Here is a 13,865-nt window from a genome sequence, read left to right as displayed (position 1 = left end):
TGCCTGCTTCCTCCTTTAGCTCTTCAGCCCTTGGAAAATTGGGATCATTTCTTTGACCATTTCCTTCATTGTCAACGTGGACATGAAATGGTCCTCGGCGTGCAGGAACAAAAGGGAAAGTCCCTGCTGCCGGCCAGCTGCCTCCTGCTGTACCAGCTCAAAATGGACTTTATGCACAAGTGACAAATCTTCCTCTGCATCTGCCAGCATGTCATTCACTTTCTCCATATCCCCCTCCCGATAAAGCCGAAGCGCCTGCAGGATCTTGCTTCTGGCATTGCCGCTGTGAAGGATCATCTGAAAACAAACCTGTTCTTCTGTCAGTTCTTCCAATTTCAGCTCGTTCATGATGTTGCCCCGATCAGGCCCAGTGCCTGTTTGTACGCTTTCTCTCCATCGGCCATGCCATATGCCATCATGTCGATCACTTCGACTTGGATACCATATTTCTGCGCTTCGGCAGCGAGTTCCCCTTTGAGGAAGCTCATTTGCGGACCGATCAACACTACATCGGCATCCGCCATTTCTTTCTTCGCCTGATCCTGACCGACCGCCCAAATCTTCGCTTCATCTCCCACCGATTCTGCAAACGCTTGCATTTTAGTGACAAGCAAACTGGTGGACATACCTGAACTGCACGCTAATAGAATTTTATTCATCGGATGACACTCCTTGGATAATTATTAAAAGCGCTTTCATTTGTTATTATATAGTTAATTTCTTATTTGTCTAGACATTTAATTATAAATGTTTATACTTTTATCATAAATCCACCGTTTTATGGAATTTTGATAGGCTTACTGCCTTGAAATATGGTAAACTAGCTTTGTTCTTTAAAGAGACGGTGCAGCTGCTTTTGATGAAAGCAGCTTTCTTCGTTTTGCAGTCCTTTGGTATTCCAACCACACAACCGTCCGGTTTATTCTGACTGATTAGGAGTATTGGTATATGGCTGTCATTAAAAGCACAGAACACTTCATCACGCATCTGCATACATGGCATAAAACAATTAAAATGCGGGATCGGGCGCAGTCCGTTGAACTGCGCAAGGAGGCTTATGATGCATTGCATGCAGGGGAATTCCCAGATGATTTATGGGATCGTTTTTTGCTTCTGGATGCACGATTTGATTTTTTGATGGGGGATGTCGAGCTTTGCGAGGAAAAGCTGAAGCGATTGAATCCGGATGATTTGGATGATTTTCAGTCTTTCTTCTACTATAGTTTCCTGGCAATCGTGAAATACAGTCGCAAGGAGTATTTTGCGGCGATTGAGCTATTGGAAAAAGCGGAGCAGCATATGCATGCGGTCGATGATGAAGAAGAGCATGCCGGCTTACATTATAATAAAGCCATGCAATTTTATTATTTGGATATCAATGCTTTATCCAGTTTCCATTTGGAAAAGGCGATATCCATTTATTCCAAATATCCGCAATATGAATTGAAAGTGGCGAATTGCAAATCACTGCAAGGGTTGAACCAAATCGATCAGCGCGAATTCGGCAAGGCGGAAGCAAACCTGCTTGAAGCCCTTTCCATAGCCCAAAAGCTTGGACAAGAGGATCTGGTCGTTGCCTGTGAATTCAACATCGGTCTCATGTACCACAAGCAAAATGCAGATGACAAAGGCATTCCATTCCTGCTCCAGGCAATCACCCATCCCGACCACCCTTTATATATACAGGCCTTGTTCACACTGACACGCTCCCTCTACATCCTTGGGAAAACGGAACAAGCCCAAGCATATTACAGAACGGGTATGCAGGTCTGTGAAGAACGGGACAATCTCGAATATCGGTGGCAGTTCGCTATTCTATGGGCAAAATATATGGAACCCGAAACGATGGATTATGTATACGACTCAGCCATCACGTATTTCAAAGAGAATGGCTTGTTCTACTTGATGCGCCACTATTCCCAGGACTATTCCCAATACCTATGGAAAGCACAGAAAATAGAAAAGTTCCATTACTATCATAGACTGGCATTATCGAATGACTTCCAATGAAAAAGGCTCATCAGCTGATGAGCCTTTTTCATTTGGTTGCTTATTCAACTAGCTTTTCATCTTCTTACTGGACCTTCAGGACGCCCAATGGGAAAAGTAGTTGATCTGCATATGCGCCAAAAACATACCTGTCCCTTCTCCCCCTATGCCTTGCCCCTTGTCATCAAATCCAGCAGCAGCTGGAATTTTTGCATGACATCGTTCAAGTCAAGCTCGACCGCTTCATTGATCTGATTAATCCGATAATTGACTGTATTCGGATGGACGAAAAGGGCTGCGGCAGTCGGCTTGATCTTGCAGTTATGGAGCAGATACATTTCAAGGGTTTTCAATAATTCCTTTTTGCCATTGGGATCTAGCTCGCGGATCTTTCGTACAGCTTCGCTTTCATAGCCTATTTCTTTATTTTTATCATGGATCACTTGTAAGTAGCGGCAAATATGCAAATCCTTATAATAAAGGGAGAGCGGACGATGTGTCAGCTTGGCAGCCTGTATGACTTCTTTTGCCTGATTCGCGCTTTTCAGCAGCTCGAACGGATCAGAATATATACTGCCGACACCGCTCCTGACTGCAGCTTCTTTGTCTTTCGCATAGTCCCGAATCCGCTGGATGACTTCCCTGGCCAACGCCTCGATCGGTGCATCAGCCCGCTTCCCGCCAAGCACGATGAAGAGAATATCGCCTTGGATAAGGACATGATGAAGCTTATCCTCCAGCTGCAGGGATGTCTGGGCAACCTGCTGCAGATTGAATAAAATCTTATCATCCTTCTCCACGAGCTCGACGGCTGCAACAGCAAAATGCTCTGGCAGCTGTACGCCGAATTCCTTGGCACCCCAGTCCAGATCTAGTGCTGTTTTGTATATACCGTTAAAAATATTCTGATAAAACCGTTCCTCTTTCTCCTCTTGCCTCAGCTTTGATTTCTGAATATCATAAATAAGCCTGCCGATATGGAAAGAGATATCATAAAGCAAATCGAGACCTTCTGCCGTAAGCGGTTCTTCCATCTGCTGGATCCATATGTATCCCATGATGCGTCCCTCATGCCTTGCGCTTACGACAATCCTTGTATTCAAGCCGATCTCCGGCATCGCCTCCACAGTGAACGGACGCTCATACGTCTTCAGCTTATTGACTACACCTGCTTCAATGAACGTTTCATAGATTGGCAGCGTCCATTTTTTCGTGAAAATCGTCTGCTGGTTCGCTTCATCAAAATGCTGGATATAATGCGAGTTATACGCCAGCAATGTATAATCGGCATCCTCCACAATCACAGGTCGTTCCAGCTCGAAGCTAAGCAAATCGATGACAGCGTCCAAATCGTTGATGGATAACACACGATCGAATAACTCCATAGCCCACTCCCCTAAGCTTTTCTTTCATCATACTCCAGCGGAGACACATTTCCTAGCCGTGATTTACCGATTCTTTTTATGGCTGCCATCTTGATAAACAAATCAAGTAAACGCTATCACTGATATTTATTCCGATCATGCTTCATAATCCATGATTGTTACCGATAAAAACTAGGCAGAGAAAAAGAACAGAGGAGTAACACGTAAATGGTTGTAACTAAAAAAAGAGATAATTTCTTCACGCGCAAGATTCTTCGTAAGATTCTTTATCCCATCATCGCCATGTTCATTCTATCCGGGGTGGCGACAGCATATCTCAGTTTTGAATTCAGCCGGGAGACAATGCTGGAAAGCCAGACCGATACAATGCGCAATCAGACGATCCTTCAGCTTGACAGTATTTACAATCTATTCCTGGATAATATCCAATCGACTGTAAATAGTGTAAGTGCGATGGAATCAATCCGGAATTATGATCCAGAGCGCCTTGCCCGCACATTGGAAAGCAGCACCAAAGAAAATCCGAATGTAGAGAAAATCTTCTACCAGCCAATCGGCGGGGAAATCGTGCAATATCCGCAAGCGGACTTAGGGGATGATTTTGATCCTACCACCCGCCCATGGTATAAGCTTGGATTAGAGCTGGAAGAGAGACCTGGATACACGGATCCTTATGTATCCAAGGATTCCAATGAACTTGTAGTTGATGCTGTAAAGCCCGTTTTTGACACGGAAAATAAATTAAAAGGTTTGGTTGTGGTTGAATTCAACCTTTCCAGACTTACAGAATTGACACAAGACATCAAAGTCGGCAAGACCGGGTATGCTGCAGTCTTTGATAAAAATGGCCATTACCTATCACATCCAGATAAAGAGCTTCTAGCGACGGATGCTTCCAAGGAAACCTATTGGAAAAAAATCCAGCAGGAAGGATCGACAGGTGTAATAGAATATGAATTCCAAAATGAAAACCGTGCCTTGGCATTCACCACAAATGATCGCACAGGCTGGATAATTTCTGCTGTTGTACCCACCAAGGAATTCAGTGACGAAGCAAAAGGTATTATTTTACCGCTGACCATCACTGTATTGATCGTCCTGGCGATTGCACTTATCGTCGCCTTCTTTGTCGTGAACTCGGTTGTGCGGCCAATCAAGACTTTGCGGGACAAGATGAAGCAAGTCGAAGATGGCGATTTGACTGTACAGATGAATAGCAAGTCTGCTGATGAAATCGGCGAGCTATCCAACAGCTTCAACAATATGATCGGTAACATTCATGGCATGATGCAGGCTAATACTTCCATCTCTGCCAATGTACAGTCTGCTTCCCAGACACTTGCCGCCAATGCAGAAGAGAATGCCGCTTCCACGACGGAAGTAGCGGCGACCATGGAAGAAATTTCTGCCGGTACGACGAGCCTGGCTGAAATCATGGAACGCAATGCTGTCGCGACAGAAGCACTATCCGAGAATATCAAACTGGTGGATGCGCATAACCAGCAGGTATATGAAGAAGCCTTGCAAATGACCGAAGCGGCCAAGGTCGGCAGTTCCCAGATGCAGCAATTGATCGAGCAATCCCGGGATGCCATCGAGGCTGCCGGCAAAATAGAAGCGGCTGTGGACAGCCTTCAGCAAAAATCAGCTAATATCAGCAGTATCGTTGATACGATCACCGATATTGCCGGACAGACTAACTTGCTCGCCCTGAATGCTGCCATTGAAGCTGCACGTGCCGGCGAGAGCGGAAAAGGCTTCGCTGTCGTAGCGGATGAGGTTCGCAAACTGGCAGAACAGACAGAACATGCGCTTCAGGACATCGGATCCATTGTCCAGGAAATCCAGTCCGAAACAGCCGATACAGCAGCCTTCGCATCGAAAACCGGCAGCGCAGTCCGGGGACAGGAAACAGCGGTCAATCATACGAAAAACATCTTCAACCAAATCAACGAAGCCATTGCGCATAATATGGAATTGACCGCTCGGACGAAGGAAGAAATGAAGTCCATGATGGAGAAGGAAGCTACGCTGGCAACCAATACTGGCGAGATAGCCGCGATCAGCCAGCAGACAGCTGCCGGAACGGAAGAAATCACGGCATCGGTAGCAGACCAGACACATTCCATGGAACAATTGAAAGAACTTGCCGAGAAGCTGGAACAAGACGCCAGCACCCTGCAGGAGCAGCTGCAGCAATTCAAATTATGATGATTCGCATTCTTAACAGGAGAAGCACTGGTGACAGTGCTTCTCCTGTTTTAATATCCTTTCCCGAACATGATATCCTTTATTTCCTTCCTAGGCATCTCTTCCCCTGTGAATAGCTTGTATGACAATGCTCCCTGCCATAGCACCATGCCTAATCCATTGATCGCCTTGGCACCGGCAGCTTCCGCTTGCGCCAGTAATTTCGTCTTCTGCGGATTATAGACCACATCTGTCACAATCAGATCTGGCCGCAGGGCATCTGTCAGGCCGTCCAGAATACTCCATTCATCCAATGGCTTCATCCCCAGGCTTGTGGCATTCGCCAAAATGGCACTTTCCGAAATTTCATTCCGGAACGCTGCTTTATCCTCCAATGGAAAAATCCTGGCACCGACACCAAAGCCTTTCAATTCGTTATTGATGAAGGACACATTGGCTGCTGCCTTGGAGAAAAAAATATCATTCCTGGCGAATATACTGAGTTCCTTGATACCGGACTGCACCAGCTGAATCGCTATCGGGGCTGCGACGCCTCCCGAGCCCACGAGAGTCACCTTCATCCCTTCAAGCTGGATGCCATGCTCCTCCAAGCTCTTCACATAGCCCAATCCATCGGTGTTATAGCCAATCAGCTTCCCGTCTTCATGGACGACCGTATTACTGGTACCCGCCAGACGGGCGCTGTCATCCAATTCATCCAGATACTGCATCACATCGATTTTATTCGGCATGGAGACATTGAATCCTGCTGCTCCCATGGCCTTCAGACCTTCGACCGTTTCCCTCAGCTTGTCTGTCCCAACGTCAAATGCCAAATAGGCATAATTCAAATCGCTGATTGTATAGCCCAAGTTGTGCATGGCAGGCGTGATACTATGCCTGATCGGTGTTGCTAGCAGACCTACCAATCTTGTTTTGGCATCGATACGGGCAAGGTTTCTATTATCCCTCAACATAGTCAAAACCCCTTTTACTGAAAATGTCACGAACACAGCCCTATCTAATGCCTATTACAGGAGGAGGTTCCTGATGACTTTCCATAATCGAAAAACACCCGCTCTCCATATGGAAGGCGGGTGTTTCCTATATAAACGCCGGGAGCGGATCAATAAATACTTTGCTGTCCTGTCTCATTTCTTCCTCTGTAAGCACACAGGCATCCAAGCTTTTGATCATCTCTTCCTTGTGCATGCCAATCCCGATGAAAACCAATTCGGTCATCCTGTCGCCGTATACTGGATGCCATCTTGCCTCCAGTTCTTCATCCTCCGCCCTTAGAGCTGCCTGTTCATCCGGTGGATAGGTCGCAATCCAGGGACCGGCTGCTTCCATAGTCAGCGACTGGCCAGCTTGTGACAATAAGCCGCTGGTGTCGGGGCGGGATGCGAGCCAGAAGAAACCTTTGGCTCGCACGACTTCCTTGGGCCATTCCTCCAGCCAGCTCATCCATCGTTCAGGATGGAATGGCTGTCTTTTCCGATAGACAAAAGATGCAATTCCATACTCCTCTGTTTCTGGGATATGTTCATTGTTCAGCTCTTTTATCCAGCCGGCAGATTGACTGGCTTTGTCGAAGGAAAATTTCTTTGTATCCAAAACCAGGCTCGGATCGATTTTCCCATATTCCGTTTGATGGATGTCCGCTTCCGGATTCAGCGTTTGCAGCAAGGCGCACAGCTGCTGCAGCGCCTCTCCTTCCAACTGGTCGGTCTTATTCAGAAGGATGACATCTGCAAATTCGATTTGATCCAGCAGCAAATCGGAAATTTCCCGCTCATCTTCTTCCACTGCCTCCTGCTTTCGATCGAGCAGGGATTCCCCTGATTGGTAGTCATGCCAAAACCTCCCGGCGTCCACCACTGTCACCATCGTATCCAGCCGGCATTTGGCAGACAAATCGATTCCAAGCACTTCCTCTTGATACGTAAAGCTTTGTGCTACCGGAATCGGTTCGGATATACCAGTGGATTCCACAATGATATAGTCGAGATCCAAATCTGCCAGCTTGTCGATTTCGATGATTAAATCTTCTCGAAGTGTACAGCAGATGCACCCATTTTCCAGCTGTATCAGCTTCTCGTCCGAGCGCTTGAGCCCGCCTTGCTCCAGCAAATGCGCATCAATGTTTATTTCGCTCATGTCATTGACGAGAACACCTATTTTCATATTTTGTTCATTCCGGAGCAGGTGGTTAAGCAGTGTCGTCTTGCCTGCTCCGAGATAACCGCTCAAGACGGTAACTGGTATTTCTGCCACAAGTCACCAGCTCGCTTTCCGCACACCTGGCACTTGTCCCTTATGGGCATATTCACGGAATTTAATCCGGCTCATGCCGAACTGCCGCATATAGCCCCGGGGTCTTCCCGTGATTTCACAGCGATTCTTCAATCGTGTCGGAGAAGAATCACGCGGCAGTTTCCGCAGCGCTTCGTAATCTCCTTTTTCCTTCAATTCCCTTCGCAGTTCTGCGTACTTCATCACCATTTCCTGTCTTTTTCTCTCTTTTGCGATTTTTGATTTCTTTGCCATCCTTTATTCCTCCTTATTCATTGTGCTGTTTGGATATTCCAGCGGAATGGATCAGTCAGTCGTGACCAGTCGCCTGCCAGTTCCGATTCTGTCAGGAGACAGCTGTCCAGTTCCTTTACAATTGCTTGCTGATCCAAATCCGTTCCGATGAATACCAGCTGTGTCTTCCTGTCTCCATATTCGGGATGCCACTCCTTGTTTATGGACGGGTTTTCCCTGCGAATGAACTTCTGTCGTTCCTCCTCCAAAGCAGCCACCCAATAAGATACCGGTTCGATATTGGCTGCCGGACCTGCCTGGGAGAGCAGTAAAGCAAATTGATTACGCGTTGCACACCAAGCGATGCCTTTGGATCTCACGATATTCTCAGGCATTGTCTCGACAAATTGCATGAATCGCTCTGAATGGAATGGATGCTGCCGGACATAGGTGAACGATCCAATCCCATACTCCTCCGTCTCCGGTGTATGGTTTTCCGGTCCATTCTCCAGCTCTTTCAGCCAGCCAGCAGAAGAGCTGACTTTGTCAAAGTCGAAGGATTCCGTGAATAATATCTCCTTGGGATCGACTTTTCCATGGGTTGTCTCGATTATTTTCGCTTCCAGCTGCAATAGCCGCAGCACATGCTTTAATTCGCGCAGGGCCGATTCCTCTACCAAATCACATTTGTTCAGGATGAGCACATTACAAAACTCGATTTGATCAAGCAGCAAATCCGCAATTTCCCTTTCATCATCCGCAGCCACTTCCTGCTGCCGATCCAGCAGGCTTTCACCGGAACCGAAGTCATGCCAGAAACGGTTGGCATCCACCACCGTCACCATCGTATCCAAAGCTGTAAAATCGGATAGGTTGATATTCAGCTGCTCATCGATATACGTAAATGTCTGCGCAACAGGCACCGGCTCACTGATCCCGCTCGATTCGATCAAGATGTAATCAAAGCTGCCATTCCTGGCGAGCTTCTCCACTTCCACCAATAAATCATCCCGCAGCGTGCAGCAAATGCAGCCGTTGGACATCTCCACGAGCTGCTCATCGACCCGGGATAATGTCCCCTCGTTCTCCACCAGACCAGCATCGATATTGATTTCGCTCATGTCGTTGACAATGACTGCCACCTTCAAGCCCTCTCTGTTATGCAAAATATGATTGAGCAGCGTTGTCTTGCCAGCGCCCAAATAACCACTCAGAACAGTAACTGGTATTTTCTTCTTCTTCATTTCCTCACCTCTATTTGTAATCGTTACGATTTAAAGGAAGCTAAATTTTTTTCCCGCTTCAGGCCCCAGCAGGAAACGCATCTTCATCGCCAAGACAAAAGGCAAATCCAGCCCGCAATTCCTCTTCATCCAAGTCCCGGCCTATGAAAACAAGTTCATTCTGTTTCCTTTCGTCTTGCTTCCATCTCCTGTCGGCGGTACTGGCAAATAGCATATGTACACCTTGGAATAAAAGCCGGCGATCCTGCCCTTTGACATGAAGGATGCCTTTATAACGGAATAAGCTCTCCCCCTTTATTTGGACTAAATAAGAGAACCACCTATCCAGCCGCTCCGGATCGATCGGACGCTCATCTTTCAGTACGACTGCTTGTACATCGTCATGATGGTGATGATGATGTTCAAGCATATCCGGACGGACACTCAGCTTTTGATCCAGGGAGAAACTGAATACATCCAATAGCTTGAACAGCGGCACCTTACTGTCCTGAGCGAAAAACAGCTCTGCTTCCGGATTCATCTTTTGAATGCGGTCCTGCAGATGATCAAGATCCCCTTCTGAAACAAGATCCTGTTTATTGATGATGATTTTATCCGCAAAAGCAATCTGCTCCCTGGCAACGGCATGCTCATGTAATTGCCGATCCAGATGCAAAGCGTCGGTTACGGTACAAACACAATCAAGTGTAAACCAGTAGCGCATCACATCATCCATCAGGAATGTCTGGATGACAGGAGCAGGATTGGCCAATCCTGTCGTCTCTATGATCACCCGTTTCAGTTCCGTTCCTTCCTTATGGACCCGTACGAGCATATCTTTGAGTATCCTGATTAAATCCCCGCGTACATTGCAGCATATACAGCCATTATTGATTTCGATGATTTCTTCCTTTGTTTGCTCCACAAACTTGCCATCGATTCCTGTTTCCCCGAATTCATTGATGATGACTGCCATATTGCTGCTTCGCACATCGCGAAGCATCCGGTTCAATAGCGTTGTCTTCCCAGCTCCTAGAAACCCCGTCAGGATAGTCACCGGAATCTTATTCATTCCTTCGGACATATAGACACCTCGATTCAATTCGTAATTATTACGATTTAAATCATACAGGATGATCCACCAGTTGTAAAGTCCCTTCCCTAAAAATTGTCCGGAAGATAAGTTTACAAAGTCTTTGTTAGATTGATGAAGAGTCTGTAAAATAGGTTTCATTATATCCTTGGTCGGGTATAATCTGGTTGAATCATCGAAAAGGAGAGATTATACATGAACAACAAACTAGACGAGACACCAGAGGTAATCCATTGCAAAGATGATGCTGAATTCAGGGACTGGCTGACAAAATTGAGTGAGCCAGAGAATGAAGAAGAGACGGATAGCTGATCTGCTTCTCCCTCTATCTTCCTTCTTTTTTATTTCCACATATAAAAAAGCGTGCCTAGATGGCACGCTTTCCTCGTTTTTGGGACGGGTTTCACAGTTTGAATCTGCGTGGGGAATACACCCGCTTCGGGCGCCCTTGCTTAACGCTCCGTTTCTAATCGATTTCTTCCACTTTTCTTAATACATCTCACTAACCGTCTTCGCCAGCATGTGAAGCTGGAGATAGTCTGGTCCTCCGGCTTTGGAGTCGGTGCCGGACATTTTGAAGCCGCCGAATGGGTGGTAGCCGACGATGGCGCCTGTGCAGTTGCGATTGAAGTACAAATTGCCGACATGGAATCGTTCTTTGGCGTATTCGATATGGGCCCTGTTTTTGGTGATGACTGCGCCAGTCAGGCCATATTCCGTATTGTTGGCAACATCGATTGCTTCCTTGAAGCTGGATACCTTCGAAAAGCCAAGGACTGGCCCGAAGATTTCCTCCTGCATCAAGCGGGAGGTCGGCGACAGCTCGGAGAATATGGTCGGCTGGATGAAGAAGCCTTTGCTGTCATCGCTGGAGCCGCCGCTTACAAGCTTGCCTTCCTGTTTGCCCACTTCGATATACTCCGTGATTTTATCAAAAGAAGCTTGATCGATGACAGGACCCATATAGACATCCGCACTTTCCGGCGCTGCTGTGATCCGGGATTCCGTGATTTCGATGACGCGCTGCAATACAGCATCGTATACCTTCTCGTGGACGACAGCACGGGACCCGGCGGAACATTTCTGACCAGCGAAGCCAAAGGCAGAAACGGCGATTGCATCTGCTGCCAGCTCGATATCGGTATCTTCATCGACGACGACTGTATCCTTCCCGCCCATTTCTGCAATGACACGTTTCAGATGCTGCTGCCCAGGCTGTACTTTGGCAGCTTTTTCAAAAATACGCGTACCGACATCGCGCGAGCCTGTGAATGTAATGATGCTTGTTTTCGGGTGTTCGACGAGATAGTCGCCCACTTCCGAGCCGCTTCCCGGTACAAAGTTGATGACACCTTTCGGGACGCCCGCTTCCTCCAGCACCTCCACGAACTGGGCGGCGATGACAGGAGTGGCACTTGCCGGCTTCAATACAACGGTGTTCCCTGTCACCAGCGGGGCAACAGTCGTCCCAGCCATGATGGCGAACAAGAAATTCCACGGCGAAATGACGACTGTGACACCTGTCGGGGTGTAGATATAACGGTTCGCTTCCCCTTCACGTGATTGGACTGCCTTACCTGGAGCAAGCTCCATCATCTGGCGTGCGTAATATTCCATGAAATCAATCGCTTCTGCTGTATCCGCGTCAGCTTCCTTCCACGGCTTGCCGGCTTCCTTGACAAGCAATGCCGAGAAATAATGCTTCTTGCGTCGGACAATCGCAGCCGCGCGCATCAATATATGCGCCCGTTCCTCCGGCTTTGTGTAACGCCATGTTTCAAATGCAGCTGCTGCAGCTTCGATTGCACGTTCGGCATGCTCACGGGATGCTTTGGATACCTCGCCGACCACTTCTTCTTTATTTGCTGGGTTGATGGAGACGATTTTCCCATCGGTCGTCACTCTTTCACCGTCAATCACAAGCGGGTAGGATTCCCCCATCACCCCTTGTACCTGCTCCAGCGCTTTACTGAAAGCCTGGCGCTCCTTCTCCTGCGTGAAATCCGTGAATGGTTCATGTGTATAAGGTGTCGTCATGATCAATCGCTCCTTTGATTTATTTTTTGGTCATCCCTTTGAAGGCAAATGCGATATTCGCCGGGCGCTCTGCCAGCCTGCGCATGAAGTAACCATACCAATCATCGCCATAAGGCAAATAAATGCGGACCTTATAACCCTGTCTGACGAGCTCCTGCTGCAGCTGCTGCCGCATGCCGTAAAGCATTTGGAACTCGAATTTGTCCTTCCCGATCCCTTTTTCCAAGGCATAATGTTTGGCAAAGGACACCATCCGGTCATCATGGGTCGCGATAGCCGTATAGCTGCCAGCATCGAGCTGCTTGGCAATCAGCTTACGGTAGTTGCCGTCCACATCCCGTTTTTCCTGGAATGCAACGGATTTCGGCTCTTTATACGCCCCTTTGACCAAGCGGATGAAGGGCTGCAGATGCGCCATCATATCCAAATCATCATTGCTGCGGTAAAGATATGCCTGTATGACGGTACTCACATTTTGATACTCCGCTTTCAGCTCCTGGAATAAATCCAATGTCCTTTGACAGCGTTCGGAATCTTCCATATCGATCGTCACCATGACACCGAGACGATCAGCCGCTGTCAATATCCGGCGCAAATTCAATCGGACAAGCTCTTCACTGATATCGAGTCCGAGTGATGTCAGTTTCAGGGAAACCTGTGCATCCAAGCCCACTTCTTTGATCATCTCAAGGGCCGCGACAGCCTCACCTGCCCGCTCCACGGCAATCAGCGGATCGGCCACATATTCACCAAGATGATCGACGGTCACACTCATTCCGTCCTCATTCAGTTTCCTGATGAATGGGATGGCCTGATCGAAGGATATACCTCCGACGATCTTACCCTTGACCATCCGTATGCCATATAAATTAGCCAGCTTGTTCAATGGCTGATTCTTTGATAAATACAAGAAAAAATTGCGAGATAAAGCTTCCAACTGTGACACCTCCCAATTCACTTGCACATGTGCTATACCAATATTGTAGAATCGAATTGAAGGGCTTTCAATATGCTGAAAAAACAAACGATTCAGTTGTTTTTGTGTAAAATACACAAAATGATGCACCGGCCAGTTCAGCAGACTGCACCTTGGAAAATAAGGCACATAATTATCTGCATCCTCCACTATAATATGGAAGGGTTGCTTGTGAAGAAGCATAATGGAGTACGGCGGAGCGAAATTCAAAATTGCCGTGTGATGGGATGGCAGCCGGGCAGAAACGCAGGGGAATGATCTGCTTATTCTGGACAAGTCTATACAATTTGGCATACGGCAGAATATAACAATGGACATTTCAACAAAAATTGATATATTATGTCAGTAGAAATGAAGCTGTGATTCATTATCTGCATGTGGGCACTTGGATAATGAGGAGCTAGTAGTGCAACCGCCATTCTGATGGCGGTTTTTTTATATAT

The 13,865-nt window shown here is 47.3% G+C and carries 12 protein-coding genes and 1 riboswitch; of the genes, 2 read left to right on the top strand and 10 right to left on the bottom strand.

Features of this window, described 5'->3' with window-relative positions:
* Positions 1-15: 15 nt before the first annotated feature.
* Both CHH53_RS13580 and CHH53_RS13575 read right to left on the bottom strand, forming a co-directional pair.
* Positions 16-348: a PTS sugar transporter subunit IIA gene (locus CHH53_RS13580; RefSeq protein ID WP_095216670.1), complete on the bottom strand. Its 333-nt coding sequence runs from the start codon at positions 346-348 to the stop codon at positions 16-18.
* Positions 345-659, bottom strand: a complete 315-nt coding sequence (locus CHH53_RS13575) for a PTS sugar transporter subunit IIB (protein ID WP_095216669.1) — start codon at positions 657-659, stop codon at positions 345-347. The genes CHH53_RS13580 and CHH53_RS13575 overlap by 4 nt, the downstream gene beginning before the upstream one ends.
* 289 nt (positions 660-948) lie before the next feature.
* On the opposite strand from CHH53_RS13575, the gene CHH53_RS13570 reads away from it, so the two are divergent.
* Positions 949-2,010, top strand: a complete 1,062-nt coding sequence (locus tag CHH53_RS13570; protein ID WP_095216668.1) for a tetratricopeptide repeat protein — start codon at positions 949-951, stop codon at positions 2,008-2,010.
* A 143-nt stretch (positions 2,011-2,153) separates the two neighbouring features.
* Here CHH53_RS13570 and CHH53_RS13565 read toward each other — a convergent pair whose 3' ends face one another.
* Positions 2,154-3,374 carry a PucR family transcriptional regulator gene (locus CHH53_RS13565; protein ID WP_095216667.1) on the bottom strand — a complete coding sequence of 407 codons (1,221 nt, stop codon included), beginning with the start codon at positions 3,372-3,374 and terminating at the stop codon, positions 2,154-2,156.
* Positions 3,375-3,581: 207 nt separating this feature from the next.
* Between CHH53_RS13565 and CHH53_RS13560 the strand changes: the two genes are divergently transcribed.
* Positions 3,582-5,585, top strand: a complete 2,004-nt coding sequence (locus CHH53_RS13560; RefSeq protein ID WP_095216666.1) for a methyl-accepting chemotaxis protein — start codon at positions 3,582-3,584, stop codon at positions 5,583-5,585.
* 50 nt (positions 5,586-5,635) lie between these two features.
* Here CHH53_RS13560 and CHH53_RS13555 read toward each other — a convergent pair whose 3' ends face one another.
* The 7 genes from CHH53_RS13555 to CHH53_RS13525 all read right to left on the bottom strand — a co-directional run bounded on the left by CHH53_RS13555 (position 5,636) and on the right by CHH53_RS13525 (position 13,383).
* A complete protein-coding gene (locus tag CHH53_RS13555; protein WP_095216665.1) occupies positions 5,636-6,541 on the bottom strand; it encodes a quinate/shikimate dehydrogenase in 906 nt (301 codons plus the stop codon).
* A gap of 127 nt (positions 6,542-6,668) precedes the next feature.
* Entirely contained in the window at positions 6,669-7,841 is a 1,173-nt protein-coding gene (locus tag CHH53_RS13550; RefSeq protein WP_095216664.1) for a GTP-binding protein, read from the bottom strand.
* A gap of 3 nt (positions 7,842-7,844) precedes the next feature.
* Positions 7,845-8,114: a 30S ribosomal protein S14 gene (gene rpsN, locus CHH53_RS13545; RefSeq protein ID WP_095216663.1), complete on the bottom strand. Its 270-nt coding sequence runs from the start codon at positions 8,112-8,114 to the stop codon at positions 7,845-7,847.
* Positions 8,115-8,131: 17 nt separating this feature from the next.
* A complete protein-coding gene (locus tag CHH53_RS13540) occupies positions 8,132-9,337 on the bottom strand; it encodes a GTP-binding protein (protein WP_095216662.1) in 1,206 nt (401 codons plus the stop codon).
* A 58-nt stretch (positions 9,338-9,395) separates the two neighbouring features.
* The gene (locus CHH53_RS13535; RefSeq protein WP_233135109.1) at positions 9,396-10,400 is read right to left on the bottom strand and encodes a CobW family GTP-binding protein; all 1,005 of its coding nucleotides are present in this window, start codon (positions 10,398-10,400) and stop codon (positions 9,396-9,398) included.
* A gap of 498 nt (positions 10,401-10,898) precedes the next feature.
* A complete protein-coding gene (pruA, locus tag CHH53_RS13530) occupies positions 10,899-12,446 on the bottom strand; it encodes an L-glutamate gamma-semialdehyde dehydrogenase (RefSeq protein ID WP_095216661.1) in 1,548 nt (515 codons plus the stop codon).
* A 19-nt stretch (positions 12,447-12,465) separates the two neighbouring features.
* Positions 12,466-13,383 carry a proline dehydrogenase family protein gene (locus CHH53_RS13525; protein WP_095216660.1) on the bottom strand — a complete coding sequence of 306 codons (918 nt, stop codon included), beginning with the start codon at positions 13,381-13,383 and terminating at the stop codon, positions 12,466-12,468.
* A 382-nt stretch (positions 13,384-13,765) separates the two neighbouring features.
* A riboswitch (cyclic di-GMP riboswitch) is annotated at positions 13,766-13,848 on the top strand.
* Positions 13,849-13,865 lie beyond the last annotated feature (17 nt).

It is taken from the genome of Terribacillus sp. 7520-G (assembly GCF_002271665.1).
Taxonomy (GTDB): Bacteria; Bacillota; Bacilli; order Bacillales; family Amphibacillaceae; genus Terribacillus.
The sequence above is the reverse complement of the archived record's forward strand: the minus strand, read 5'-3'. Positions and strand labels throughout refer to the sequence as shown.

Excerpts from the sequence above, each read along its gene's own strand:
- pruA (WP_095216661.1), bottom strand. The coding sequence starts at position 12,446 with ATGACGACACCTTATACACATGAACCATTCACGGATTTCACGCAGGAG.
- CHH53_RS13555 (WP_095216665.1), bottom strand. The coding sequence starts at position 6,541 with ATGTTGAGGGATAATAGAAACCTTGCCCGTATCGATGCCAAAACAAGA.
- CHH53_RS13540 (WP_095216662.1), bottom strand. The coding sequence starts at position 9,337 with ATGAAGAAGAAGAAAATACCAGTTACTGTTCTGAGTGGTTATTTGGGC.
- CHH53_RS13570 (WP_095216668.1), top strand. The coding sequence starts at position 949 with ATGGCTGTCATTAAAAGCACAGAACACTTCATCACGCATCTGCATACA.
- rpsN (WP_095216663.1), bottom strand. The coding sequence starts at position 8,114 with ATGGCAAAGAAATCAAAAATCGCAAAAGAGAGAAAAAGACAGGAAATG.
- CHH53_RS13575 (WP_095216669.1), bottom strand. The coding sequence starts at position 659 with ATGAATAAAATTCTATTAGCGTGCAGTTCAGGTATGTCCACCAGTTTG.
- CHH53_RS13535 (WP_233135109.1), bottom strand. The coding sequence starts at position 10,400 with ATGTCCGAAGGAATGAATAAGATTCCGGTGACTATCCTGACGGGGTTT.
- CHH53_RS13565 (WP_095216667.1), bottom strand. The coding sequence starts at position 3,374 with ATGGAGTTATTCGATCGTGTGTTATCCATCAACGATTTGGACGCTGTC.
- CHH53_RS13560 (WP_095216666.1), top strand. The coding sequence starts at position 3,582 with ATGGTTGTAACTAAAAAAAGAGATAATTTCTTCACGCGCAAGATTCTT.
- CHH53_RS13580 (WP_095216670.1), bottom strand. The coding sequence starts at position 348 with ATGAACGAGCTGAAATTGGAAGAACTGACAGAAGAACAGGTTTGTTTT.